Source organism: Pseudomonas sp. CH61, assembly GCF_059429415.1.
This window is the reverse complement of record NZ_CM182098.1, coordinates 3,272,750-3,295,533: the sequence shown is the minus strand read 5'-3', so window position 1 is coordinate 3,295,533 and position 22,784 is coordinate 3,272,750. Positions and strand designations below refer to the sequence as shown.

The following is a 22,784-nucleotide window of genomic DNA, read 5'->3' as shown; positions in this document are numbered from 1 at the left end:
CTTTTTTACCCCGTCAAACGTTTTGTAGTGCTTTTTTTCAAGCACTACATCTTTCGTCTAATACGACTAATCAGTCAGTTTTTGGTGCTTTAGTCCAAGGCGTCGACTTTGACCCGCAAGGTCATGTCATCCCGGCCTTGAGTCGAGTAGCTGCGGGTCAGGCCCTGTTTGTCGGCCTGAGTCTGGCGATTGACGCCGGCAAGGGTGATCCACTCGCCGAGGCGCCCGCTGACAGTTGTGTCGGTGCTTTGCACGTTCACTACATCGGGACGTTCCTGGCTCATGCGGTCACGGTTGGTACTGATCGCCAGGTGAACGATGTCGCCGGTGACGCTGGCGGTAACGTAGAAACCCTGGGTGACGTTGCGGTATTGGGTCTGGCTGCTGTAATCGCCATAGGAGTTGGTCTGGCTGCTGGTGATCGGCACACTTTGACCGACCTGAATCAGCGCCGGCATGCCATCGGTGGCTTGCACTTGCTGGACGCCGCCTTCACGGCTGGCGGTGCTGCGGCTGATGATGCGGGTCTGGTTTGGCTGCGCGCCGTTGACCGAATAACCTTCGTCGCCACGGCCATTGTTTTCGTTAGTGTCGACGGTGATCAGCAGGCGCTTGGGTGCGGTGTCCAATTGCGTGATCAGGGCTTTGAGTTCCTGAATCTTGTCCGGCTCGGCCTTGATGATCAACTGGTTGCCATAGGCGCTGACCTGACCGTCCTTGCCGAGGAAGTCTTGCGCCATCGGCAGCATGTCGGCGCTGGTGCGGTAATTGAGAGGCACGATTTCTGTGGCTGCCATCACCGAAAAACTGCAACCGAGCAGCAGGGTGGTGAGCAGGGTGCGTAGGGACATGTCCGTTATCTCCGCTTTCGAAAGGCTTGATATTGCCAGTTTGTCGGCCCGGGGTGGGGCAAGTTGAGTCGTAGACAGCAAAACGCCCCGGCATCGGCGGATGTCGGGGCGTTTTGTGGTGTGCTTGCTGGCCTCTTCGCGAGCAGGCTCGCTCCCACATTAAATCTCTAGTGGACACCAATTTTGCGCCAAATAGAGATCCCCTGTGGGAGCGAGCCTGCTCGCGAAGGCCGCGCCGCGGTCTTAAGCCGAATGCCGAACCATGTCGACATGCGGAATCCCGGCTTCGAGGAATTCCTCGCTGACCAGGCTGAAGCCCAAACGCTCATAGAACGCCGTGGCCTGCACCTGTGCGCTGAGCATTTGCTGCTTCAACCCACGTTCTTCAGCTTCAGCAATGACCGCTTGCATCAGCGCATCACCGACCTTCATCCCGCGCCAGTCTTTCAGCACCGAAACCCGGCCGATGTGCCCATCAGGCAACAGCCGCGCAGTACCAATCGGAAAGTCGCCTTCAAACGCCAGAAAATGCACGGCGGTCGCGTCATCCGCGTCCCATTCCAGCTCAGGTGGCACCGATTGTTCGGCGATGAACACCGTTTCACGAATGCGCCGGATCTCGGCGATGTCCTTCTGCCAGTCTGCGACACGTACGCGAATCTTATTCATCGGCGAACCCCAGGCTCCCTTGCTTGACCAGTTGGCACAGCAGGCTGCAAGCGTCTTCGTCGTTCAGCCACTCACCGAGGTTGTCGGTGTGCAGGGCGTCAGCAGCGCAGATCAGCTTCAGCAGTTCGCGCAGTTTGCCCGGCAGGTAACGGCTCTGGCCGCTGGCGAACAGCAGCAGGTCGTCATCGACTTCCGACCAGGCCAGGCGCGCGCTCGGGTTGCGGATCAGAATCGCGCCATCCTGCAGGGCAGCGAGGAAATCTTCTTCTTCGATTTCTTCCGGGCCAGCCACCAGTTCTGGATAACGCGGCTCGGTCATGTACTGGCCGAACCAGGTCAACAGCAGGCGCTCGTCGCTCATGTGTTCGGCGAGCAGGGCTTTCAGGCGATCCAGTGCATCGTGTTGAATCTGGTGTGGATCGCTGGCCGGCTGTGCGTCGGCATCGGTGTAGCGCTCTTCGTCAGTCAGGAACTGGCTGAGGAAGTCGGTGAAGTGGGTCAGCACTTCAGAGGCGCTCGGTGCGCGGAAGCCGACCGAGTAGGTCATGCAGTTGTCGACCGCGACACCGCAGTGCGCCAGGCGTGGCGGCAGGTAGAGCATGTCGCCCGGTTCCAGTACCCACTCTTCGGTCTCGTGGAATTCGGCGAGGATGCGCAGGTCCGCGTGTTGCAGCAGCGGGCTCTCGGAATCGCACATCTGGCCGATTTTCCAGTTGCGCTTACCGTGGCCTTGCAGCAGGAACACGTCGTAGTTGTCGAAGTGCGGACCAACGCTGCCACCCGGGGCGGCGAAGCTGATCATCACGTCGTCAACGCGCCAGCTCGGCAGGAAGCGGAAGTTTTCCAGCAGCTCGCTGACTTCCGGGACGAACTGGTCGACGGCCTGAACCAGCAGGGTCCACTCTTTTTCCGGCAATTTGCTGAATTCGTCTTCAGCGAACGGGCCGCGACGCAGTTCCCATGGACGCTCGCCGTGCTCGATCACCAGGCGCGATTCGACTTCTTCTTCCAGGGCCAGGCCGGCCAGTTCGTCGGCGTCGATCGGGCTTTCGAAGTCAGGAATCGCCTGACGGATCAGCAATGGCTTTTTCTGCCAGTAGTCGCGCAGGAATTCGCGTGCCGTGATGCCGCCCAGAAGTTGAAGAGGAATATCGGGATTCATATGTAACCTATTGAAAAAAAGCACTTTTCAGACGGGAATAAAAACGCCCGGCGCGGCCGGGCGTCTCAAACGGATCAAGCGGTCGATCAGATGCGTTTGGCTTGCGCTACAGCGTTACCGATGTAGTTGGCCGGGGTCAATTGCTTGAGCTCGGCTTTCGCTTCGGCAGGCATGTCCAGGCCGTCGATGAAAGTCTGCAACGCTTCAGGGCTGATGCCCTTGCCGCGGGTCAGTTCTTTCAGCTTCTCGTACGGGTTTTCGATGTTGTAGCGGCGCATCACGGTCTGGATCGGCTCAGCCAGCACTTCCCAGCAAGCGTCGAGGTCAGCGGCAATCTTCTGCTCGTTGAGCTCCAGTTTGCTGATGCCTTTGAGGCTGGCTTCGTAGGCGATCACGCTGTGGGCGAAGCCGACACCGAGATTGCGCAGTACGGTGGAGTCGGTCAGGTCGCGCTGCCAGCGGGAGATCGGCAGTTTGCTCGCCAGGTGCTGGAACAATGCGTTGGCGATGCCCAGGTTGCCTTCGGAGTTTTCGAAGTCGATCGGGTTGACCTTGTGCGGCATGGTCGACGAACCGATTTCGCCAGCGATGGTGCGCTGCTTGAAATAACCCAGGGAGATGTAGCCCCAGATGTCGCGGTCGAAGTCGATCAGGATGGTGTTGAAGCGCGCGATCGCGTCGAACAGCTCGGCGATGTAGTCGTGCGGTTCGATCTGCGTGGTGTACGGGTTGAAGCCCAGGCCCAGCTCGTCTTCGATGAAGGCGCGGGCGTTGGCTTCCCAGTCGATCTGCGGGTAGGCCGACAGGTGCGCGTTGTAGTTGCCGACAGCGCCGTTGATCTTGCCCAGCAGTGGCACGGCAGCGACTTGAGCGATCTGACGCTCGAGACGGTAAACCACGTTCGCCAGCTCTTTGCCGAGAGTGGTCGGCGAAGCGGGTTGACCGTGGGTGCGCGAGAGCATCGGCACGTCAGCGAAACGGATGGCCAGTTCGCGGATGGCGTTGGCAGTCTGGCGCATCAGCGGCAGCATCACGTCGTCACGGCCTTCGCGCAGCATCAGGGCGTGGGACAGGTTGTTGATGTCTTCGCTGGTGCAGGCAAAGTGAATGAACTCGCTGACCTTGGCCAGCTCCGGCAGCTTGGCCGCCTGCTCTTTGAGCAGATATTCAATCGCTTTGACGTCGTGGTTGGTGGTGCGCTCGATCTCTTTGACGCGCTCGGCGTGCTCCAGCGAGAAGTTTTCAGCCAGTTCATTGAGAACGGCGTTGGCCTCGGCGGAGAAGGCTGGCACTTCAGGGATACCAGCGTGGGCGGCCAGGCGCTGGAGCCAGCGTACTTCAACCAGAACGCGGGCACGGATCAAGCCGTACTCGCTGAAAATCGGGCGCAGGGCCTGGGTTTTGCCGGCGTAGCGGCCGTCAACAGGGGAAACCGCAGTGAGCGAAGAAAGCTGCATGGGGTGTTCTCGGACAGTCGGGCAACGAAATGGGGCGCGTATCATACATGAAAAAATCCGCCGGTCCGTTGCCAACTGACCGGCGTATTACGCGTTACAGACTACAAAGCTTTTATTGCGCGGCGTTTTACTCGCTGCGCATCAACGGATACAGCTCTTTGAGCAGCTTGCGCCGGCTGATCACCAGCTGCCAGCGATGGCCGCCGAGCTGCCGCCAAAGGCGTGCCGAACGGATACCGGCGAGGAGCAGGGCGCGGATCTTCGAGGCGTTGCTCGGCTGCTGCAGATTGCGCATGTCGCCATGCACCTGAATGCGTTGGCGCAGGGTACTCAGGGTGTCCTGATACAGCGCACCGCAGGCAGCCACCACGTTTTCGTGAGCCGGGCCGAAATGTTCGACCTGCGACTGGATCTGCGGCAAACGCTTGCCGATGGTGTCGAGCATATCGTTGCGCTTGGCCAGTTGACGCTCCAGACCCAGCATCGACAGGGCATAACGCAACGGCTCGCGCTGCAAAGTGCTCGGGTCGCGCTCGAGGGCGCCGATCAGTGCACGGTAACCTTCGCGCAAATTGATGTCGTCGCCGCCGTACACGTCCAGCGTGTCTTTCGGGTCGCGCACCAGCAGACTGCCGAGCATGCAGCTCAGGCCGGCCTCGCTGGTCTGCCCGGTCTTGGCGATCCGGTCGACCAGCACAGCGGCGAGAAACACGCCGCCGAGCGCCGTCAGTTGTTCCTGAGTCGGGCTCATGCCTGGCCGCTCCACGGCTCGGCGACTTCAATCACGCCGCCACCGAGGCAGATTTCACCGTCATAGAACACCACGGACTGTCCCGGCGTGACCGCGCGTTGCGGTTCGTCGAACACCGCGCGATAGCCGCTGGCGGTTTTTTCCAGGGTGCAGGCTTGATCGCTCTGGCGATAACGCACTTTCGCGGTCAGGCGCAGCGGCTGGCTCAGGTCGATCGGGTTGACCCAATAGATTTCCGAGGCGAGCAGGGCGCTGGAGAACAGCCACGGATGGTTGTTGCCCTGGCCGACGATCAGCTCGTTGGTGTCCAGATCCTTGCGCAGCACGTACCACGGCTCATCGCCGGCGTCTTTCAGGCCGCCGATGCCGAGGCCCTGACGCTGACCGATGGTGTGGTACATCAAACCGTGGTGGCGGCCGATGACTTCGCCTTCGGTGGTCTTGATCTCGCCCGGTTGCGCCGGCAGGTATTGCTTGAGGAAATCGCTGAAGCGACGCTCGCCGATGAAGCAGATCCCGGTGGAATCCTTCTTCTTGGCGGTGGCCAGCTCGTATTTCTCGGCAATTGCGCGCACTTCCGGCTTTTCCAGTTCGCCGACCGGGAACAGGGTCTTGGCGATCTGTTCGCCGCCAACGGCGTGCAGGAAGTAGCTCTGATCCTTGTTCGGATCGAGGCCCTTGAGCAGTTCGGTGCGACCATCGATGTCACGGCGGCGCACATAGTGGCCGGTGGCGATCAGGTCGGCGCCGAGCATCATGGCGTAATCAAGGAACGCCTTGAACTTGATCTCGCGGTTACACAGGATGTCCGGGTTCGGTGTACGACCGGCCTTGTATTCGGCGAGGAAGTGCTCGAACACGTTGTCCCAGTACTCGGCGGCGAAGTTGGCGGTGTGCAGCTTGATGCCGATCTTGTCGCAGACAGCCTGGGCATCCGCCAGATCGTCCATGGCGGTGCAGTATTCCGTTCCGTCGTCTTCTTCCCAGTTCTTCATGAACAGGCCTTCCACTTCATAACCCTGCTCGATCAGCAGGAGAGCGGAAACGGAAGAGTCCACGCCGCCGGACATGCCGACAATGACGCGCTTCTTGGATGTGTCAGAAGGGGCTGGATCACGCATAGGGATTCAATGAGTGTCTTGAAAAAGGACGCGATTCTAGCAGGCTCGCGGCCTCAAGGCTAAAGAGAAGGGCGGATCAGTTCGAGGCTGAAGTGATGACCGGCCAGATAATCGTCGATGCAACGGATGATCAGCTCGCTGCGCCAGTTGTCGCGTTGAGTCATTAATTCGTCACGGGTCAGCCACTTGGCGCCGACGATGCCGTCGTCGAGTTGATAATCCGGGTGGTGTTTGATGGCTTTGGCGCTGAAACACACGCGCTGATAGGTCACGCCGTTGCTTGGTGCGGTGTACAGGTAAATGCCGATGACGCCGGTGGGTTCGACGTCCCAGCCGGTTTCTTCGAGGGTTTCGCGCACGGCGGCTTCGATCAGGGTTTCGTCCGGGTCGAGATGGCCGGCGGGCTGGTTGAGCACGTTACGCCCGGCCTTGTGTTCCTCGACCATCAGGAAGCGACCGTTGTCCTCGACGATGGTGGCGACGGTGATGTGGGGGAGCCATTCCATAAAACCTTCCTCAAGTCTCAAGGTTGAAACGCAATCAAAATGTGGGAGCGAGCCTGCTCGCGAAAGCGGTGTGTCAGTCAATGAAGATGCTGAATGATAAACCGCTTTCGCGAGCAGGCTCGCTCCCACAGGGGAATTGTGTGAGCTCTGGAAACACAAACCCCGGCACGGGGCCGGGGTTTGTGATGTTCCCTTTACAACCTTAAACCAGCGCAGCAATCGCGGCGTTGAGGGTTGCGCTTGGGCGCATGGCCTTGCTGATCAGCTCGGCATTGGCGTGGTAGTAACCGCCGATGTCGACTGGCTTGCCCTGAACGGCGTTGAGCTCGGCAACGATGGTTGCTTCGTTCTCGGTCAGGGTCTTTGCCAGCGTCGCGAACTGCGCTTGCAGTGCCGCGTCTTCAGTCTGGGTGGCCAGGGCCTGAGCCCAGTACATCGCCAGGTAGAAGTGGCTGCCGCGGTTGTCGATGTTGCCGACTTTGCGCGATGGCGACTTGTTGTTGTCGAGGAACTGGCCAGTGGCCTGATCCAGAGTCTTCGACAGCACCAGCGCTTTCGGGTTGTTGTAGTTCACGCCCAGATGCTCAAGGGAGGCTGCCAGTGCGAGGAACTCGCCCAGCGAATCCCAGCGCAGGAAGTTCTCTTCAACCAGTTGCTGCACGTGCTTCGGAGCCGAACCGCCGGCGCCGGTTTCGAACAGGCCACCGCCGTTCATCAGCGGCACGATCGACAGCATCTTGGCGCTGGTGCCCAGTTCCATGATCGGGAACAGGTCAGTCAGGTAGTCGCGCAGTACGTTGCCGGTCACCGAGATGGTGTCCTTGCCTTCGCGGGTGCGCTGCAGGGTGTACTTCATGGCGTCGACCGGTGCCATGATCTGGATGTCCAGACCGGCAGTGTCGTGATCCTTCAGGTATGCCTGAACTTTCTCGATCACTACGCCATCGTGAGCGCGCATCGGGTCGAGCCAGAAGATCGCCGGGGTGCTGCTGGCGCGAGCACGGTTGACGGCCAGTTTGACCCAGTCCTGGATCGGCGCGTCTTTGGTCTGGCACATGCGGAAGATATCGCCGGCTTCAACAGCCTGTTCCATCAGCAGGTTGCCCTTGCTGTCGGTGACGCGAACCACGCCGTCAGCCTTGATCTGGAAGGTCTTGTCGTGCGAGCCGTACTCTTCGGCTTTCTTCGCCATCAGACCAACGTTTGGCACGCTGCCCATGGTGGTCGGATCGAAAGCGCCATTGGCTTTGCAATCTTCGATCACGGCCTGGTAGATGGTTGCGTAGCAACGATCCGGGATAACCGCCTTGGTGTCGTGCAGCTGACCGTCGGTACCCCACATTTTGCCGGAGTCACGGATCATCGCTGGCATCGAGGCGTCGACGATCACGTCGCTCGGCACGTGCAGGTTGGTGATGCCTTTGTCAGAGTTGACCATCGCCAGCGATGGGCGAGCAGCGTAGACCGCAGCCATGTCTGCTTCGATCTGAGCTTGCTGCTCAGCCGGCAAGGCTTTGATGCGCGCGTACAGATCGCCGATGCCGTTGTTCAGGTTGAAGCCGATCTCGGCCAGCACGGCAGCGTGCTTGGTCAGCGCGTCTTTATAGAACTCGGCAACGATCTGGCCGAACATGATCGGGTCGGAGACCTTCATCATGGTCGCTTTCAGGTGCACCGAGAGCAGCACGCCTTGCGCCTTGGCGCTTTCGATTTCAGCAGCGATGAACGCGCGCAGGGCGTTTTTGCTCATCACGGCGCAGTCGAGGATCTCGCCGGCCTGAACGGTGGTTTTTTCTTTCAGAACGGTAGCGGTACCGTCCTTGGCGATCAGCTCGATCTTCACGGCGTCAGCGGCGTCGATCAGGGCAGCTTTTTCGCTGCCGTAGAAATCGCCGGTGCTCATGTGAGCGACGTGGGACTTGGAGTCTTTGGCCCAGGCGCCCATCTTGTGCGGGTGCTTGCGCGCATAGTTCTTCACCGACAGCGGTGCGCGACGGTCAGAGTTACCTTCGCGCAGGACCGGGTTCACGGCGCTGCCCTTGACCTTGTCGTAACGCGCCTTGGCGTCTTTGTCGGCGTCGCTGGTTACGGTTTCCGGGTAGTCCGGCAGGTTGTAACCCTGAGCTTGCAGCTCTTTGATCGCGGCTTGCAGCTGTGGCACCGAAGCGCTGATGTTCGGCAGCTTGATGATGTTGGCTTCAGGCGTAACGGCCAGGTCGCCCAGTTCGGCGAGGTGGTCGGCTACGGCTTTGTCGCCCAGTTGCTCGGGGAAGCTGGCCAGAATGCGCGCTGCAAGAGAGATATCGCGGGTTTCCACGGCGATATCGGCCGAGGCGGTGTAAGCCTCGATGATCGGCAGCAGGGAATAGGTGGCGAGGGCTGGAGCTTCGTCGGTGAAGGTATAGATGATCTTCGAGCGGGTGGGCATATTCGGATTAACTCTCTCTTCTTTGCTAAAGCGTGCGCAGAAACTCGAGGGGCGCCGGGTAAGCGCGTTCGTTCAAAGTCATCCATGAACCGAATGTCGAGATTCTTCGCGGTGATGTTGGGTGCATCAGTAGAGCGTCAAGCAGTCGGACTGCGGTAACAACCCGACCAATCAGGCGGAAAGTCTCGTGCTAGAGAGGCCAGCCGTCGTGACCCTGTGGTCAGCGGGCGGCATTATACATAGGTAGCTGGCAATCTGCCGATGGTTCATATGCAACGATTCTCGTCCATTGGTCTAAAGGTCGCAGGGCAGGGTGGGGCGTAGAGTCGTCGCGAATGCTTGAGTTTGGCGCTTTTCCCTTTGCTTTCAGGCTTGTACGAAACGAGATGTGGCCGCGCCACGAACAGAGGGTTTGCGTGTTGATTTAACTGGGTTACGCTCGAACCAAGCCAGATGTTCAATCCAAACAATGGAGTTCAGCATGGGTTACAAGAAGATTCAGGTTCCAGCCGTCGGCGACAAAATCTCCGTCAATGCAGACCATTCTCTCAATGTTCCTGATAACCCGATCATCCCCTTCATCGAAGGTGACGGCATTGGTGTCGACATCAGTCCGGTGATGATCAAGGTTGTCGATGCTGCAGTTCAAAAGGCATACGGCGGTAAGCGCAAGATTTCCTGGATGGAAGTCTACGCCGGGGAAAAAGCCACTCAGGTTTACGATCAGGACACCTGGCTGCCTCAGGAAACACTCGATGCAGTCAAGGATTACGTGGTTTCCATCAAAGGCCCGCTGACCACGCCGGTCGGTGGCGGCATCCGCTCGCTGAACGTGGCCCTGCGTCAGCAACTCGACCTGTATGTCTGCCTGCGCCCGGTGCGCTGGTTTGAAGGCGTGCCAAGCCCGGTGAAAAAGCCTGGCGACGTCGACATGACCATCTTCCGTGAGAACTCCGAAGACATCTATGCCGGCATTGAGTGGAAGGCCGGTTCGCCGGAAGCCACCAAAGTCATCAAATTCCTTAAAGAAGAAATGGGCGTCACCAAGATCCGTTTCGACGAAAACTGCGGCATCGGCGTCAAGCCGGTTTCGCTGGAAGGCACCAAGCGTCTGGCGCGCAAGGCTCTGCAATATGTGGTCGATAACGACCGCGATTCGCTGACCATCGTGCACAAAGGCAACATCATGAAGTTCACCGAAGGTGCCTTCAAAGAGTGGGCCTACGAAGTGGCCGCTGAAGAATTCGGCGCGACCCTGCTCGATGGCGGTCCGTGGATGCAGTTCAAAAACCCGAAAACCGGCAAGAACGTAGTGGTCAAAGATGCCATCGCCGACGCCATGCTCCAGCAGATCCTGCTGCGCCCGGCCGAATACGATGTGATCGCGACCCTCAACCTCAACGGCGACTACCTCTCCGACGCTTTGGCGGCGGAAGTGGGCGGTATCGGTATCGCGCCGGGCGCCAACCTGTCCGACACCGTGGCGATGTTCGAAGCGACCCACGGTACGGCACCGAAGTACGCCGGCAAGGATCAGGTCAACCCGGGCTCGCTGATTCTCTCGGCAGAAATGATGCTGCGGCACATGGGCTGGACTGAAGCGGCGGATCTGATCATCAAGGGCACCAACGGCGCTATTTCGGCCAAGACGGTGACTTATGACTTCGAACGTCTGATGGAGGGGGCCAAGCTGGTTTCGTCTTCGGGCTTCGGGGATGCGTTGATTTCGCATATGTAAAAACGCGGGCACAAAAAAACCGCCTGACTCGATGAATTGAGTCAGGCGGTTTTTTTATGGCTGGAGGTTCTGAGGCGTCAGCTGGATACCGTTTGCGCTGCGGGGGCGGCCGTGGTCGCTTCCTTGACCGCGTCGGCCGAGCAGATCTTCACTGCATGGAGGCCTTTAGGGCCTTGCATGATTTCGAATTTCACTGCCTGACCCGCTTTCAGGGTTTTGTATCCGTCCATCTCTATGGCGGAGTAATGAGCAAAAAAATCGATCTCTTTGCCATCCTCATCGCGGCCTTCACGGGCGTCGGTATTGATAAAGCCGAATCCCTTGGCATTGTTGAACCATTTCACCTTGCCGACAGCCATGCTCAAATCCCTCTGCAACAGACTCCATCGCTGGAGTATCATCCAATTCATCCGCAATCTAATCCGTTAAAAGGATTGACTCCGCGGATCTTTTTTACCCACTGTGGGCTCTATTGGTTGTAACACCGTTTTCCCGATAGTCAAGGTGACCGGGCAGTCGGAGTTGAAAACGTGGACAACCGCCCCCACCACTGTATTTGCACAACTGACGAACCTTTCTTTCCATGCATGCAATCAGCCAGATTCGACTAACATTCAATCAGGATCGCCCGCTTCTCCAAAAGGATCTTCCACAGGAGCACGACGACGATTCGGCAGGCGTTGCTGTTCAGGAAGCAAAGCCTGCGTTACAGGCGCCGCCGATGTACAAGGTGGTTTTGTTTAATGATGACTACACACCGATGGATTTCGTCGTCGAAGTGCTCGAGGTGTTTTTTAACCTGAATCGCGAGCTGGCGACCAAGGTCATGCTGGCCGTCCACACAGAAGGACGGGCAGTATGTGGAGTGTTTACCCGCGACATCGCCGAGACAAAGGCCATGCAGGTCAACCAGTACGCCAGGGAAAGCCAGCATCCGCTACTCTGTGAAATCGAGAAGGACGGTTAATCGCCGACCACTTGGGTATGAGGTGAAGCTATGTTAAACCGCGAGCTCGAAGTCACCCTCAATCTTGCCTTCAAGGAGGCTCGTTCGAAACGTCATGAATTCATGACCGTCGAACACCTTTTGCTGGCCCTATTGGACAATGAGGCTGCCGCTACCGTTTTGCGTGCCTGCGGCGCAAACCTCGACAAACTCAAGCATGACCTGCAGGAGTTCATCGACTCCACCACGCCATTGATCCCCGTTCATGACGAAGATCGCGAAACCCAGCCAACCCTGGGCTTCCAGCGTGTACTGCAACGTGCTGTTTTCCACGTACAGAGCTCGGGCAAGCGCGAAGTAACCGGCGCCAACGTGCTGGTTGCCATCTTCAGTGAGCAAGAGAGTCAGGCCGTGTTCCTGCTGAAACAGCAGAGCGTGGCGCGCATCGATGTCGTCAACTACATCGCTCACGGCATTTCCAAAGTGCCGGGGCATGGCGATCACTCTGAAGGTGAACAAGATATGCAGGACGACGAGGGCGGTGAGTCTTCTTCTTCAGGCAATCCTCTGGATGCTTATGCCAGCAACCTCAACGAACTCGCGCGCCAGGGTCGCATCGACCCGCTGGTCGGCCGCGAATCGGAAGTCGAGCGTGTCGCGCAGATTCTCGCGCGTCGGCGCAAAAACAATCCGCTGCTGGTCGGTGAAGCAGGCGTGGGTAAGACCGCGATCGCCGAAGGTCTGGCCAAGCGCATTGTCGACAACCAGGTGCCGGATCTGCTGGCCAACAGCGTTGTTTACTCCCTCGACCTCGGTGCTCTGCTCGCGGGCACCAAGTATCGCGGTGATTTCGAGAAACGCTTCAAGGCGCTGCTCAATGAGCTGAAAAAACGTCCGCAGGCGATCCTGTTCATCGACGAAATCCACACCATCATTGGTGCCGGCGCTGCGTCCGGTGGCGTGATGGACGCTTCGAATCTGCTCAAGCCGCTGCTGTCGTCTGGCGACATTCGCTGCATCGGTTCGACCACGTTCCAGGAATTCCGCGGCATCTTCGAGAAGGATCGTGCCTTGGCACGTCGCTTCCAGAAGGTCGATGTCGTCGAGCCGTCGGTGGAAGACACCATTGGTATCCTGCGCGGCCTGAAAGGGCGTTTCGAGCAGCACCACAACATCGAATACAGCGATGAGTCGTTGCGCGCCGCTGCTGAACTGGCATCGCGCTACATCAATGACCGGCACATGCCGGACAAGGCCATCGACGTGATCGACGAGGCGGGCGCCTATCAGCGTCTGCAACCGGTCGAAAAACGCGTGAAGCGCATTGAAGTGCCACAGGTCGAAGACATCGTGGCGAAAATTGCACGGATTCCGCCGAAGCACGTCACCAGTTCCGACAAGGAACTGCTGCGTAACCTTGAGCGTGACCTAAAGCTGACGGTGTTTGGTCAGGACGCAGCGATCGATTCGCTGTCGACTGCGATCAAGCTGTCTCGCGCCGGGCTGAAATCGCCTGACAAGCCAGTTGGTTCGTTCCTGTTCGCAGGCCCGACCGGTGTTGGTAAAACCGAAGCTGCGCGGCAATTGGCCAAGGCGTTGGGGATCGAGCTGGTTCGCTTCGACATGTCCGAGTACATGGAGCGTCACACCGTATCGCGTCTGATCGGTGCGCCTCCGGGCTATGTCGGTTTCGATCAGGGCGGTCTGTTGACCGAGGCGATCACCAAGCAGCCGCACTGCGTATTGCTGCTCGATGAAATCGAGAAGGCGCATCCGGAAGTCTTCAACCTGCTGCTGCAGGTGATGGACCACGGTACGCTGACCGACAACAACGGGCGCAAGGCGGACTTCCGCAACGTGATCGTGATCATGACCACTAACGCCGGTGCCGAAACGGCAGCTCGGGCTTCGATCGGTTTCACCCATCAGGACCACTCGTCTGATGCGATGGAAGTGATCAAGAAAAGCTTCACGCCGGAGTTCCGTAACCGTCTGGACACCATTATCCAGTTTGGTCGCCTCAGTCATGAGGTTATCAAAAGTGTGGTGGACAAGTTCCTTACCGAGCTTCAGGCGCAGCTGGAAGACAAGCGTGTGCTGCTTGAGGTGACTGACGCTGCGCGTAGTTGGCTGGCGGCGGGTGGTTATGACTCGGCGATGGGCGCACGTCCGATGGCGCGTCTGATTCAGGACAAGATCAAGCGTCCGTTGGCGGAGGAGATTCTGTTTGGCGAGCTGGCCGAGCATGGCGGTGTGGTGCACATCGACATCAAGGATGGTGAGTTGACGTTTGACTTCGAGACTACCGCAGAAATGGCCTGACGGCCTTGGATCAAGAGGGCGCCTTCGGGCGCCTTTTTGTTATTGGTCGTTTGGGGTTTTTGGGTGAATATCCGTTGCTGCGGTGATGGCTTATTACGGTTTCGCCCTTACGGCGACTCACTTTTTTTCAAACGCCAAAAAAAGTAAGCAAAAAACGCTTGCTCCTACGTGCGGCCCGCTCGCTGGGGCTCGGGGTTCCTTCGCTGCGGGATCGATCCGCGCGCAGCGCCTACGGTTTGCTTCGTTGCACCTCCTCTCGCTGTGTTTGGCTGCGCCAAACGGTCGCTGCGCTCCCATGCCCGGATCAATCCCTCCACTCAGCCTTCCGACGTCGCCCGTGGATCAAGATCAAGAGCAGGCGAGCTGACACTCGGCCTATTGAGTGGTGAAGAGCACGGCGCGCACGGCTTTTGTTTTTGCGGTGCTCTTGCCCCTCACCCCAGCCCTCTCCCGAGGGAGAGGGAGCCGATGGTGGGCCTTTCAGAATCTGAGTTCACCGCGGTATCGCACGTCGGCGTACCTCGCCCAAACACCTCGATCAGTCCTCTCTATATCCCGGAGTGGAGGGGGAGGGGCCGATTTGTGTGTTTTTCAAAACCTGAGTTCAACTCGGTATCGCACGTCGGCGCACCTCTTCCAAACACCGCGATCAGTCCCCTCTCCCTCTGGGAGAGGGCTAGGGTGAGGGGCTCTTGATCTGGCTCTTGATCTGGCTCTTGATCTGGCTCTTGATCTGGCTTTTGATTTGGCTTGTGATCTTGCTTCGGCTCTTGATCTTTTGCCCCATCGGCAGGCCGAGCGGAGGTGTTCATCCGGGGGTAGGCGCGTAGCGCCGTGCGGCGTAGCCGCATACATCGAGAGGAGGTGCAGCGAAGCAAACCGTAGGCGATGCCCCCGGATGGACACCGTAGCGAGGGAACACTGAGCCTAGGCGAAGTGCCGTACGCCAGGGGCAAAGCCTTTTGGTTCCTTTTTGGCGTTTGAAAAAGGGACTCGCTGTAAGAGCCATCCCTTTCAAGGTCTTCGGTAAAATCCCCTGAAATTTCATTCAGGGATCCCCAAACGATGTGGGCCGATGTTCTAGCGCGTTTCGAGAAAAAAGCACCCGCCAGTGTCATGGCTAAATTGGCGCTGGAGCAGGCTATTGCCCCTGAGTGGGTCGATCAGGTTTTCGAAGAGCATCGGCAACGGCAGTATTCTCGTGAGCTACTGTTCTCGACCATCGTCAAGCTGATGTCCCTTGTTTCATTGGGCCTGAAGCCATCCCTGCACGCCGCCGCGCGGCAACTGGAAGATCTTCCTGTCAGTTTGGCGGCTCTCTACGACAAGATCAGTCGTACCGAGCCGGCGCTGTTGCGCGCCCTGGTTACGGGCTGCGCTCAACGCCTGACTCCAACCATAAAAGAGCTGGGTTGCACGACGATGCTGCCGGGTTGGCAGGTTCGGGTAGTGGACGGTAATCACTTGGCATCCACTGAGAAACGTCTGGGAGCTTTACGTCACGAGCGCGGCGCCGCTCGTCCCGGTTTTTCGGTGGTGGCCTACGACCCCGACCTCGATCAGGTCATCGACCTTCAGGCGTGTGAGGATGCCTACGCAAGCGAGCGTGTTTGCGTGCTGCCGCTGTTGGCTGATGCCGAGCCGGGCCAAGTGTGGTTGGCTGATCGACTCTATTGCACGCTCCCGGTCATGGAAGCTTGTGAGCAGGCCCAGACCTCCTTTGTCATTCGCCAGCAAGCCAAGCATCCACGCTTGATTCAAGAAGGTGAGTGGCAAGAGCCGGTGCCTGTGGAAACAGGCACTGTGCGTGAGCAGATCATCCAGGTCAGAGGCGGTTACCAATGTCGGCGTGTCGAACTGACGCTTCATTCGCCAACGGACTCGGGAGACAGCAGCTTGATGTTCTGGAGCAACCTACCCCAAAGCGTCAGTGCACAGCAGATCGCAGAGCTCTATCGCCGCCGCTGGAGCATTGAAGGTATGTTCCAGCGACTGGAAGCGATTCTGGAAAGTGAAATCGAAACCCTTGGCAGCCCAAAGGCTGCCTTGCTCGGGTTCGCCACTGCGGTATTGGCCTACAACGTCCTGGCCGTCCTCAAACGAAGTGTCGAGCAAGCTCACCGGGAGACTCAGCCTGAAGGATGGGAAGCCTCCATCTATCACTTGGCGGTTCAGGTCAGGAGTGGTTATGAGGGAATGCAGATTGCGCTGCCCTCGGAATATCTTCCCGTTGTCCCTCTGGAGCAACTGGCCCAACGCTTGTTGGAGCTGGCCAGAAACATCCAGCCCAAACAAGTTGCGAAAAGCCCCCGCGGTCCCAAGGTGCCTAAACCCAAGACATGGGTTCAAGGTACAGCGGTCCATGCTCATGTCTCAACGGACAGAGTTATCAAGGCTGCCAAAACGAAAAGACCTTGAAAGGGATGGCTGTAAGAGCGAAACCGCCAGCGGCCGCACCCGAAAAAACGGATATGCCCCCAATCCCAATCCCAACCAAAAACCCAAATCCCAGACAAACAAAAACGCCCGGCATAAACCGGGCGTTCTGTATTGACTTGATTAACGAGCGCGGTAAGTAATGCGCCCTTTGCTCAAGTCATAGGGCGTCAGCTCGACGCGCACTTTGTCACCGGTAAGAATACGAATGTAGTTCTTGCGCATCTTGCCGGAAATATGCGCGGTTACGACGTGCCCATTTTCCAACTCCACACGAAACATGGTGTTGGGCAGGGTGTCGACGACAGTGCCTTCCATTTCGAAGCTGTCTTCTTTCGACATGCAGTAAAGCCCTCGGTATCCAATGAATGGCCCGGTGCAACTGCGCCAGGCAAAAGCGGCGTGCATTGTGCCCGAAAAATGGGGTTTACGCCAAGGGGTTTACGGCTTGGGTTTAGTTGAGGATGACCCAGCGCTGATTAATCAGCAATTCGATGGGTCGATATTGCGTCTTGTAATTCATCTTTTTGCAGTTCTTGATCCAGTATCCGAGGTACACCGCCTCAAGCCCAAGGCGCTGTGCCTCGGCGATTTGCCAGAGGATGGCAAATCGGCCAAGGCTGCGGCGCTCTTCGGCGGGTTCGTAGAAGGTGTACACCGCCGACAACCCATTCGGCAGTAAATCGGTCACGGCCACGGCCAGTAACCGTCCGTCGAGTCGGAACTCGTAAAAGCGCGAGAAGGGCAGGTCACGAACCAGAAACGTCGAGAATTGATCACGACTCGGCGGGTACATATCGCCGTCAGCGTGGCGTTGTTCGATATAGCGCTGGTACAGATCGAAATATTCTTCGCTGAACTGCGGCTTGGCCGGGCGTACCTGCAAATCCGTGTTGCGTTTGAAAATCCGCTTCTGCTGGCGATTGGGTGTGAACTGCGCCACCGGAATGCGCGCAGGCACGCACGCATTGCAGTTCTGGCAATGCGGGCGGTACAGATGATCGCCACTGCGGCGAAAGCCCATTTCCGACAGGTCTGCGTAGACATGCACATCCATGGGCTGGCTCGGATCGAGAAACAGGGTCGTGGCCTGCTCCTCGGGCAGATAACTGCAAGAGTGAGGCTGAGTGGCATAGAACTTCAACCGCGCCAACTCGGTCATGATCAACCCTCGGGATAAGCTGATGAATTAAGTGTAAGCCACGCGCGCAAAAGTCGCTCAGCAAACCCAAGTGGCACGATTGGGTTGATCCAAGTGATTTGCCAGATAGTCGGCGAATTGCTCACGAGGAATCGCCCGCGCGCCGAGGCTGTGCAGATGATCGGTCGGCATCTGGCAATCGATCAGCACGAATCCCGAGTCTTTCAGATGGCGCACCAGCGTGGCAAAGCCGAATTTCGAGGCGTTGTCAGCGCGGCTGAACATCGATTCGCCGAAAAATAGTTGGCCCATCGCCAGGCCGTACAGGCCGCCGACCAGTTCACCTTGATCCCAGACCTCCACCGAATGCGCGAAGCCGCGACGATGCAGCTCAACGTAGGCGTCCTGCATGGCTTCGGTGATCCAGGTGCCGTCGGCGTAATCCCGGGGTACGGCACAGGCGCGAATTACCGCGTCGAAGTCCTGATCGAAGGTCACTTGATAGCGTTTCTGGCGCAGCAGTTTGCCGAGGCTGCGCGAGACATGCAGTTCGTCGGGAAACAGCACTGTGCGCGGATCCGGCGACCACCAGAGAATTGGCTGGCCCTCGGAAAACCACGGAAAGCAGCCATGGCGATACGCCTGAATCAGCCGATCGGCCGACAGATCGCCACCGGCGGCGAGCAATCCGTTAGGGTCGCGCATGGCCTTTTCCAGCGGCGGAAAAGTCAGGGAATTACGTTGTAACCAAGTCAGCATGGCATCCAGGCTTGCAGAAGGGGAGGGCGGTGCGGGCTGTTCGGCCCGCGATAAAGTGTGCCGTTAAATGACAGGAATGTCGTCCAGATACTTCTCGGCATCGAGCGCGGCCATGCAGCCGGCACCTGCTGACGTCACCGCCTGGCGGTAAACGTGGTCGGCGACGTCGCCAGCGGCAAACACCCCGGGGATCTCGGTGGAGGTAGCGTCACCTTCGCTGCCACCCTTGACCAGCAAGTACCCGTCGCGCATCGGCAGCTGTCCTTGAAACAGGTCAGTGTTGGGCTTGTGACCAATGGCAATGAATACGCCGGCCAGCGCCAGTTCGCGGGTTTCGCCGGTGTGGCTGTTGCGCAGTCGCGCACCGGTGACGCCGCTGGCATCGCCCAGCACTTCGTCGAGATTCTGGTTCCAGTGCAGGCGCACATTGCCGTTGGCGGCTTTCTCGAACAGTTTGTCCTGGAGGATTTTTTCCGAGCGCAGTTTGTCGCGACGGTGGATCAGGTGCACTTCTTTAGCGATGTTCGACAGGTACAGGGCTTCCTCCACGGCCGTATTGCCGCCGCCGACCACGGCGACCACCTGATTGCGATAGAAAAAGCCGTCACAGGTCGCACAAGCAGAGACACCCCGGCCGGCAAAAGCGTCTTCCGAGGGCAGGCCCAGGTATTGCGCCGACGCGCCGGTGGCAATGATCAGCGCGTCGCAGGTGTAAGTGCCGCTGTCGCCGACAAGCTCGAACGGGCGCTGCTGCAACTTGGCGGTGTGGATGTGGTCGTAAACGATCTCTGTGGCAAAGCGTTCAGCGTGCTTCTGCATGCGCTCCATCAACACCGGGCCAGTGAGGCCTTCGACGTCGCCGGGCCAGTTGTCGACTTCAACGGTGGTGGTGAGCTGGCCACCTGCCTGCAGGCCGGTAATGACCACCGGTTTGAGGTTGGCGCGGGCGGCATACACGGCAGCGCTGTAACCGGCCGGACCGGAGCCGAGGATGATCAGGCGTGAATGCTTCGCTACGTTCATCAAATACACCTCATAAGCCTTTGTCACAAAAGGTAATGCATGCTCAAATTGAGTCGCGGGTTCTGTGTGCTTGACTATGCTCAGTCCTGGGGTTTGAAGCATGGCATCAGACGCACAAACCCGTACAATGCCGGGCTGTTACAGAATATTCGCGGTGCGTTGTGTTTATAAAAGGCGCGACGCAGTGTTAAAAGTAGTCTCAGTTGCGCTCGTTCACTTTTTTACCTGCCTGGATTGGGCAGTTTTTTATCGTCATTCAATAGATGGACGCGCCTCGTGCGCAGGAAAAGAAGCGTTTTGAAGAAATCCACCGAAGCACCAAAAACAGTCGTTCCGCTCTGGCGCCAACAATTGCACTACCGGCTCAAGGAAGGTGCATTGATCGCCATCGGCGCCTTGTGCCTGTTCCTGATGATGGCCTTGCTGACCTACGGCAAGGACGATCCGGGCTGGAGCCACAACAGCAAGATCGACGACGTACAGAATTTCGGCGGCCCGGCGGGTTCCTACAGCGCCGACATCCTGTTCATGGTGCTGGGTTACTTCGCCTACATCTTCCCGTTGTTGCTGGCGATCAAGGCCTACCAGATCTTCCGTCAGCGTCATGAGCCGTGGCAGTGGAGCGGCTGGCTGTTTTCCTGGCGCCTGATCGGTCTGGTGTTTCTGGTGCTGTCCGGCGCGGCGCTGGCGCATCTGCACTTTCACGCGGCTTCGGGGCTGCCGGCGGGTGCTGGTGGCGCGTTGGGCGAAAGCCTCGGCAATCTGGCAAAGAACGCGCTGAACATTCAGGGCAGCACGCTGTTGTTCATCGCGCTGTTCCTGTTCGGCTTGACGGTGTTCACCGACCTGTCGTGGTTCAAGGTGATGGACATCACCGGCAAGATCACCCTCGACCTGTTCGAGCTGTTCCAGGGCGCGCTCAATCGCTGGTGGGCGGCGCGTACCGAGCGCAAGCAACTGGTTGCGCAACTGCGTGAAGTCGACGATCGCGTGCATGACGTGGTCGCGCCGACGGTCACCGACAAACGTGAGCAAGCCAAAGTCAAAGAACGCTTGATCGAACGTGAGCAAGCCCTGAGCAAGCACATGTCTGATCGCGAGAAACAAGTGCCGCCGGTTATCGCCCCGGCTCCGGCCAAGGCGCCCGAGCCAAGCAAGCGCGTACAGAAAGAGAAGCAGGTGCCGTTGTTCGTCGACAGCGCCGTGGAAGGCACCTTGCCGCCGATCTCGATTCTCGATCCGGCAGAAAAGAAACAACTCAATTACTCACCGGAATCCTTGGCGGCGGTCGGCCATTTGCTCGAAATCAAGCTCAAGGAGTTTGGTGTCGAGGTCACGGTAGATTCGATCCACCCCGGCCCGGTAATTACCCGTTACGAGATCCAGCCTGCCGCCGGCGTAAAAGTCAGCCGCATCGCCAACCTCGCCAAAGACCTCGCGCGTTCGCTGGCCGTGACCAGTGTGCGGGTGGTTGAGGTGATTCCGGGCAAGACCACCGTCGGTATCGAGATTCCCAACGAAGACCGGCAGATCGTGCGCTTCTCCGAAGTGCTGTCGACGCCTGAATACGACAATTTCAAATCGCCGGTCACCCTGGCGCTGGGTCACGATATCGGTGGCAAACCGGTCATCACCGACCTGGCGAAAATGCCGCACTTGCTGGTGGCCGGTACCACCGGTTCCGGTAAGTCGGTGGGTGTGAACGCGATGATCCTGTCGATCCTGTTCAAGTCCGGCCCGGAAGACGCCAAGCTGATCATGATCGACCCGAAAATGCTGGAACTGTCGATCTACGAAGGCATTCCGCACCTGCTGTGCCCGGTCGTGACTGACATGAAGGATGCCGCCAACGCCTTGCGCTGGAGCGTTGCCGAGATGGAGCGCCGCTACAAGCTGATGGCGAAGATGGGCGTGCGTAACCTGTCCGGCTTCAACGCCAAGGTCAAGGAAGCGCAGGACGCCGGCGAACCGTTGAGCGATCCGCTGTACAAGCGCGAAAGCATTCACGACGAAGCGCCGCTGCTGCAGAAATTGCCGACCATCGTTGTGGTGGTCGACGAATTCGCCGACATGATGATGATCGTCGGCAAGAAGGTCGAAGAACTGATCGCCCGTATTGCCCAGAAAGCGCGTGCGGCGGGTATTCACTTGATCCTCGCCACTCAGCGGCCATCGGTGGACGTGATCACCGGTCTGATCAAAGCGAACATTCCCACGCGTATGGCGTTCCAGGTGTCGAGCAAGATCGACTCCCGCACCATCATCGATCAGGGCGGCGCCGAACAACTGCTCGGCCACGGTGACATGCTCTACATGCCACCGGGCACCAGTCTGCCTATCCGGGTTCACGGTGCGTTCGTTTCCGACGATGAAGTACACCGCGTGGTCGAAGCGTGGAAACTGCGCGGCGCGCCGGAATACAACGACGACATCCTCAACGGTGTCGAAGAAGCCGGCAGCGGTTTTGAAGGCAGCAGCGGTGGCGGCGACGGTGATGATCCGGAAGCCGACGCGCTGTACGACGAAGCTGTACAGTTTGTGCTGGAAAGCCGTCGCGCCTCGATTTCCGCGGTACAGCGCAAGCTGAAGATCGGCTACAACCGCGCCGCACGGATGATCGAAGCCATGGAAATGGCCGGCGTCGTCACCTCGATGAACACCAACGGTTCCCGTGAAGTCCTGGCCCCGGGCCCGGTGCGCGACTGATTGCAAACGCAAGAGGCGGGACAATGATGTGCCGCCGCTCTCCCAACGAGTATTCAAGAGGACTCCCATGCGTCTTATCCGCATGTTGCTGCCAGTACTGGCGCTGACCACTCTCACGGCCCACGCCGATGACAAGGACGTGGCGCGTCTGACCCAATTGCTGGAAACATCCAAGACCCTGAGCGCGAACTTCTCGCAGCTGACCCTCGACGGCGGCGGCACGCAGTTGCAGGAAACCACCGGCGACATGACCTTGCAGCGTCCGGGCCTGTTCTACTGGCACACCAATGCGCCAGCCGAGCAGACCATGGTTTCCGATGGCAAGAAAGTCACCCTGTGGGACCCGGACCTGGAACAGGCCACGATCAAGAAACTCGACGAGCGTCTGACCCAGACCCCGGCGCTGCTGCTGTCCGGTGATGTATCGAAGATCAGCCAGAGCTTTGATATCAGCGCGAAAGAGGCGGGCGGTGTGATCGACTTCACCCTCAAGCCGAAGACCAAGGACACCCTGTTCGACAACCTGCGTCTGTCGTTCCGCAACGGTCTGCTTAACGATATGCAACTGATCGACAGCGTCGGCCAGCGCACCAACATCCTGTTTACCGGGGTCAAGGCCAACGAGCCGGTGTCGCCGTCCAAGTTCAAGTTCGACATCCCCAAGGGTGCCGACGTGATCCAGGAATAAACCCAATAACCTGTGGGAGCGAGCCTGCTCGCGAATGCGGTGTATCAGTCACCATTAATGTTGAATGGACCATTGCATTC

Annotated in this window: 19 protein-coding genes; 6 read left to right on the top strand and 13 right to left on the bottom strand. The window is 58.6% G+C overall.

Features of this window, described 5'->3' with window-relative positions; all coding sequences use genetic code 11:
- Positions 1-89: 89 nt before the first annotated feature.
- The 8 genes from AC5SEM_RS14710 to AC5SEM_RS14675 all read right to left on the bottom strand — a co-directional run bounded on the left by AC5SEM_RS14710 (position 90) and on the right by AC5SEM_RS14675 (position 8,945).
- Entirely contained in the window at positions 90-851 is a 762-nt protein-coding gene (locus tag AC5SEM_RS14710; protein ID WP_077573621.1) for a secretin N-terminal domain-containing protein, read from the bottom strand.
- 243 nt (positions 852-1,094) lie between these two features.
- Positions 1,095-1,520: a GNAT family N-acetyltransferase gene (locus tag AC5SEM_RS14705; RefSeq protein WP_034155132.1), complete on the bottom strand. Its 426-nt coding sequence runs from the start codon at positions 1,518-1,520 to the stop codon at positions 1,095-1,097.
- Positions 1,513-2,682: a ribosomal protein uL16 3-hydroxylase gene (locus AC5SEM_RS14700; protein WP_095118223.1), complete on the bottom strand. Its 1,170-nt coding sequence runs from the start codon at positions 2,680-2,682 to the stop codon at positions 1,513-1,515. The genes AC5SEM_RS14705 and AC5SEM_RS14700 overlap by 8 nt, the downstream gene beginning before the upstream one ends.
- 86 nt (positions 2,683-2,768) lie before the next feature.
- The gene (purB, locus tag AC5SEM_RS14695) at positions 2,769-4,139 is read right to left on the bottom strand and encodes an adenylosuccinate lyase (protein WP_003223822.1); all 1,371 of its coding nucleotides are present in this window, start codon (positions 4,137-4,139) and stop codon (positions 2,769-2,771) included.
- 127 nt (positions 4,140-4,266) lie between these two features.
- A complete protein-coding gene (gene hflD / locus AC5SEM_RS14690) occupies positions 4,267-4,890 on the bottom strand; it encodes a high frequency lysogenization protein HflD (protein ID WP_025108999.1) in 624 nt (207 codons plus the stop codon).
- On the bottom strand, positions 4,887-6,011 hold the full coding sequence (gene mnmA / locus AC5SEM_RS14685) for a tRNA 2-thiouridine(34) synthase MnmA (protein ID WP_003223826.1): 1,125 nt from the start codon (positions 6,009-6,011) through the stop codon (positions 4,887-4,889). Before mnmA ends, hflD begins: the two co-directional genes overlap by 4 nt.
- A gap of 59 nt (positions 6,012-6,070) precedes the next feature.
- Positions 6,071-6,517 carry an NUDIX hydrolase gene (locus AC5SEM_RS14680; protein ID WP_495473429.1) on the bottom strand — a complete coding sequence of 149 codons (447 nt, stop codon included), beginning with the start codon at positions 6,515-6,517 and terminating at the stop codon, positions 6,071-6,073.
- Between the two features lie 202 nt (positions 6,518-6,719).
- Positions 6,720-8,945 carry an NADP-dependent isocitrate dehydrogenase gene (locus AC5SEM_RS14675; protein ID WP_495473428.1) on the bottom strand — a complete coding sequence of 742 codons (2,226 nt, stop codon included), beginning with the start codon at positions 8,943-8,945 and terminating at the stop codon, positions 6,720-6,722.
- Between the two features lie 481 nt (positions 8,946-9,426).
- Between AC5SEM_RS14675 and icd the strand changes: the two genes are divergently transcribed.
- Positions 9,427-10,683 (top strand): NADP-dependent isocitrate dehydrogenase, encoded by a 1,257-nt coding sequence (gene icd / locus AC5SEM_RS14670; protein ID WP_150597244.1) that lies wholly within the window; start codon positions 9,427-9,429, stop codon positions 10,681-10,683.
- Positions 10,684-10,760: 77 nt separating this feature from the next.
- Here icd and AC5SEM_RS14665 read toward each other — a convergent pair whose 3' ends face one another.
- Positions 10,761-11,042, bottom strand: a complete 282-nt coding sequence (locus tag AC5SEM_RS14665) for a cold shock domain-containing protein (RefSeq protein ID WP_495473427.1) — start codon at positions 11,040-11,042, stop codon at positions 10,761-10,763.
- 224 nt (positions 11,043-11,266) lie between these two features.
- Here AC5SEM_RS14665 and clpS point away from each other — a divergent pair, with 224 nt between their 5' ends.
- The 3 genes from clpS to AC5SEM_RS14650 all read left to right on the top strand — a co-directional run bounded on the left by clpS (position 11,267) and on the right by AC5SEM_RS14650 (position 16,369).
- A complete protein-coding gene (clpS, locus tag AC5SEM_RS14660) occupies positions 11,267-11,650 on the top strand; it encodes an ATP-dependent Clp protease adapter ClpS (protein ID WP_011334948.1) in 384 nt (127 codons plus the stop codon).
- Between the two features lie 30 nt (positions 11,651-11,680).
- A complete protein-coding gene (gene clpA / locus AC5SEM_RS14655) occupies positions 11,681-13,951 on the top strand; it encodes an ATP-dependent Clp protease ATP-binding subunit ClpA (RefSeq protein ID WP_016987404.1) in 2,271 nt (756 codons plus the stop codon).
- Positions 13,952-15,067: 1,116 nt separating this feature from the next.
- A complete protein-coding gene (locus AC5SEM_RS14650) occupies positions 15,068-16,369 on the top strand; it encodes an IS4 family transposase (RefSeq protein WP_495473472.1) in 1,302 nt (433 codons plus the stop codon).
- Positions 16,370-16,510: 141 nt separating this feature from the next.
- Here AC5SEM_RS14650 and infA read toward each other — a convergent pair whose 3' ends face one another.
- The 4 genes from infA to trxB all read right to left on the bottom strand — a co-directional run bounded on the left by infA (position 16,511) and on the right by trxB (position 19,310).
- Complete coding sequence (infA, locus tag AC5SEM_RS14645) at positions 16,511-16,729, bottom strand: translation initiation factor IF-1 (protein WP_002553999.1); 219 nt, start codon at positions 16,727-16,729, stop codon at positions 16,511-16,513.
- Between the two features lie 112 nt (positions 16,730-16,841).
- Complete coding sequence (locus tag AC5SEM_RS14640) at positions 16,842-17,549, bottom strand: arginyltransferase (protein ID WP_007908064.1); 708 nt, start codon at positions 17,547-17,549, stop codon at positions 16,842-16,844.
- Between the two features lie 57 nt (positions 17,550-17,606).
- Positions 17,607-18,287, bottom strand: coding sequence for a leucyl/phenylalanyl-tRNA--protein transferase (gene aat / locus AC5SEM_RS14635; RefSeq protein WP_495473426.1), 681 nt, complete (start codon positions 18,285-18,287; stop codon positions 17,607-17,609).
- A 63-nt stretch (positions 18,288-18,350) separates the two neighbouring features.
- Entirely contained in the window at positions 18,351-19,310 is a 960-nt protein-coding gene (trxB, locus tag AC5SEM_RS14630; RefSeq protein WP_495473425.1) for a thioredoxin-disulfide reductase, read from the bottom strand.
- Between the two features lie 276 nt (positions 19,311-19,586).
- On the opposite strand from trxB, the gene AC5SEM_RS14625 reads away from it, so the two are divergent.
- Both AC5SEM_RS14625 and lolA read left to right on the top strand, forming a co-directional pair.
- Positions 19,587-22,016: a DNA translocase FtsK gene (locus tag AC5SEM_RS14625; RefSeq protein ID WP_161986613.1), complete on the top strand. Its 2,430-nt coding sequence runs from the start codon at positions 19,587-19,589 to the stop codon at positions 22,014-22,016.
- A 67-nt stretch (positions 22,017-22,083) separates the two neighbouring features.
- Positions 22,084-22,704: an outer membrane lipoprotein periplasmic chaperone LolA gene (gene lolA, locus AC5SEM_RS14620; protein ID WP_077573591.1), complete on the top strand. Its 621-nt coding sequence runs from the start codon at positions 22,084-22,086 to the stop codon at positions 22,702-22,704.
- The last annotated feature ends 80 nt before the right edge of the window (positions 22,705-22,784 follow it).

Coding starts and splice junctions, on each gene's coding strand:
- infA (WP_002553999.1), bottom strand. CDS start 16,729: ATGTCGAAAGAAGACAGCTTCGAAATGGAAGGCACTGTCGTCGACACC.
- AC5SEM_RS14640 (WP_007908064.1), bottom strand. CDS start 17,549: ATGACCGAGTTGGCGCGGTTGAAGTTCTATGCCACTCAGCCTCACTCT.
- clpS (WP_011334948.1), top strand. CDS start 11,267: ATGCATGCAATCAGCCAGATTCGACTAACATTCAATCAGGATCGCCCG.
- AC5SEM_RS14705 (WP_034155132.1), bottom strand. CDS start 1,520: ATGAATAAGATTCGCGTACGTGTCGCAGACTGGCAGAAGGACATCGCC.
- trxB (WP_495473425.1), bottom strand. CDS start 19,310: ATGAACGTAGCGAAGCATTCACGCCTGATCATCCTCGGCTCCGGTCCG.
- lolA (WP_077573591.1), top strand. CDS start 22,084: ATGCGTCTTATCCGCATGTTGCTGCCAGTACTGGCGCTGACCACTCTC.
- AC5SEM_RS14710 (WP_077573621.1), bottom strand. CDS start 851: ATGTCCCTACGCACCCTGCTCACCACCCTGCTGCTCGGTTGCAGTTTT.
- hflD (WP_025108999.1), bottom strand. CDS start 4,890: ATGAGCCCGACTCAGGAACAACTGACGGCGCTCGGCGGCGTGTTTCTC.
- aat (WP_495473426.1), bottom strand. CDS start 18,287: ATGCTGACTTGGTTACAACGTAATTCCCTGACTTTTCCGCCGCTGGAA.
- icd (WP_150597244.1), top strand. CDS start 9,427: ATGGGTTACAAGAAGATTCAGGTTCCAGCCGTCGGCGACAAAATCTCC.
- AC5SEM_RS14650 (WP_495473472.1), top strand. CDS start 15,068: ATGGCTAAATTGGCGCTGGAGCAGGCTATTGCCCCTGAGTGGGTCGAT.
- AC5SEM_RS14680 (WP_495473429.1), bottom strand. CDS start 6,517: ATGGAATGGCTCCCCCACATCACCGTCGCCACCATCGTCGAGGACAAC.
- clpA (WP_016987404.1), top strand. CDS start 11,681: ATGTTAAACCGCGAGCTCGAAGTCACCCTCAATCTTGCCTTCAAGGAG.
- mnmA (WP_003223826.1), bottom strand. CDS start 6,011: ATGCGTGATCCAGCCCCTTCTGACACATCCAAGAAGCGCGTCATTGTC.
- AC5SEM_RS14665 (WP_495473427.1), bottom strand. CDS start 11,042: ATGGCTGTCGGCAAGGTGAAATGGTTCAACAATGCCAAGGGATTCGGC.
- AC5SEM_RS14675 (WP_495473428.1), bottom strand. CDS start 8,945: ATGCCCACCCGCTCGAAGATCATCTATACCTTCACCGACGAAGCTCCA.
- AC5SEM_RS14700 (WP_095118223.1), bottom strand. CDS start 2,682: ATGAATCCCGATATTCCTCTTCAACTTCTGGGCGGCATCACGGCACGC.
- purB (WP_003223822.1), bottom strand. CDS start 4,139: ATGCAGCTTTCTTCGCTCACTGCGGTTTCCCCTGTTGACGGCCGCTAC.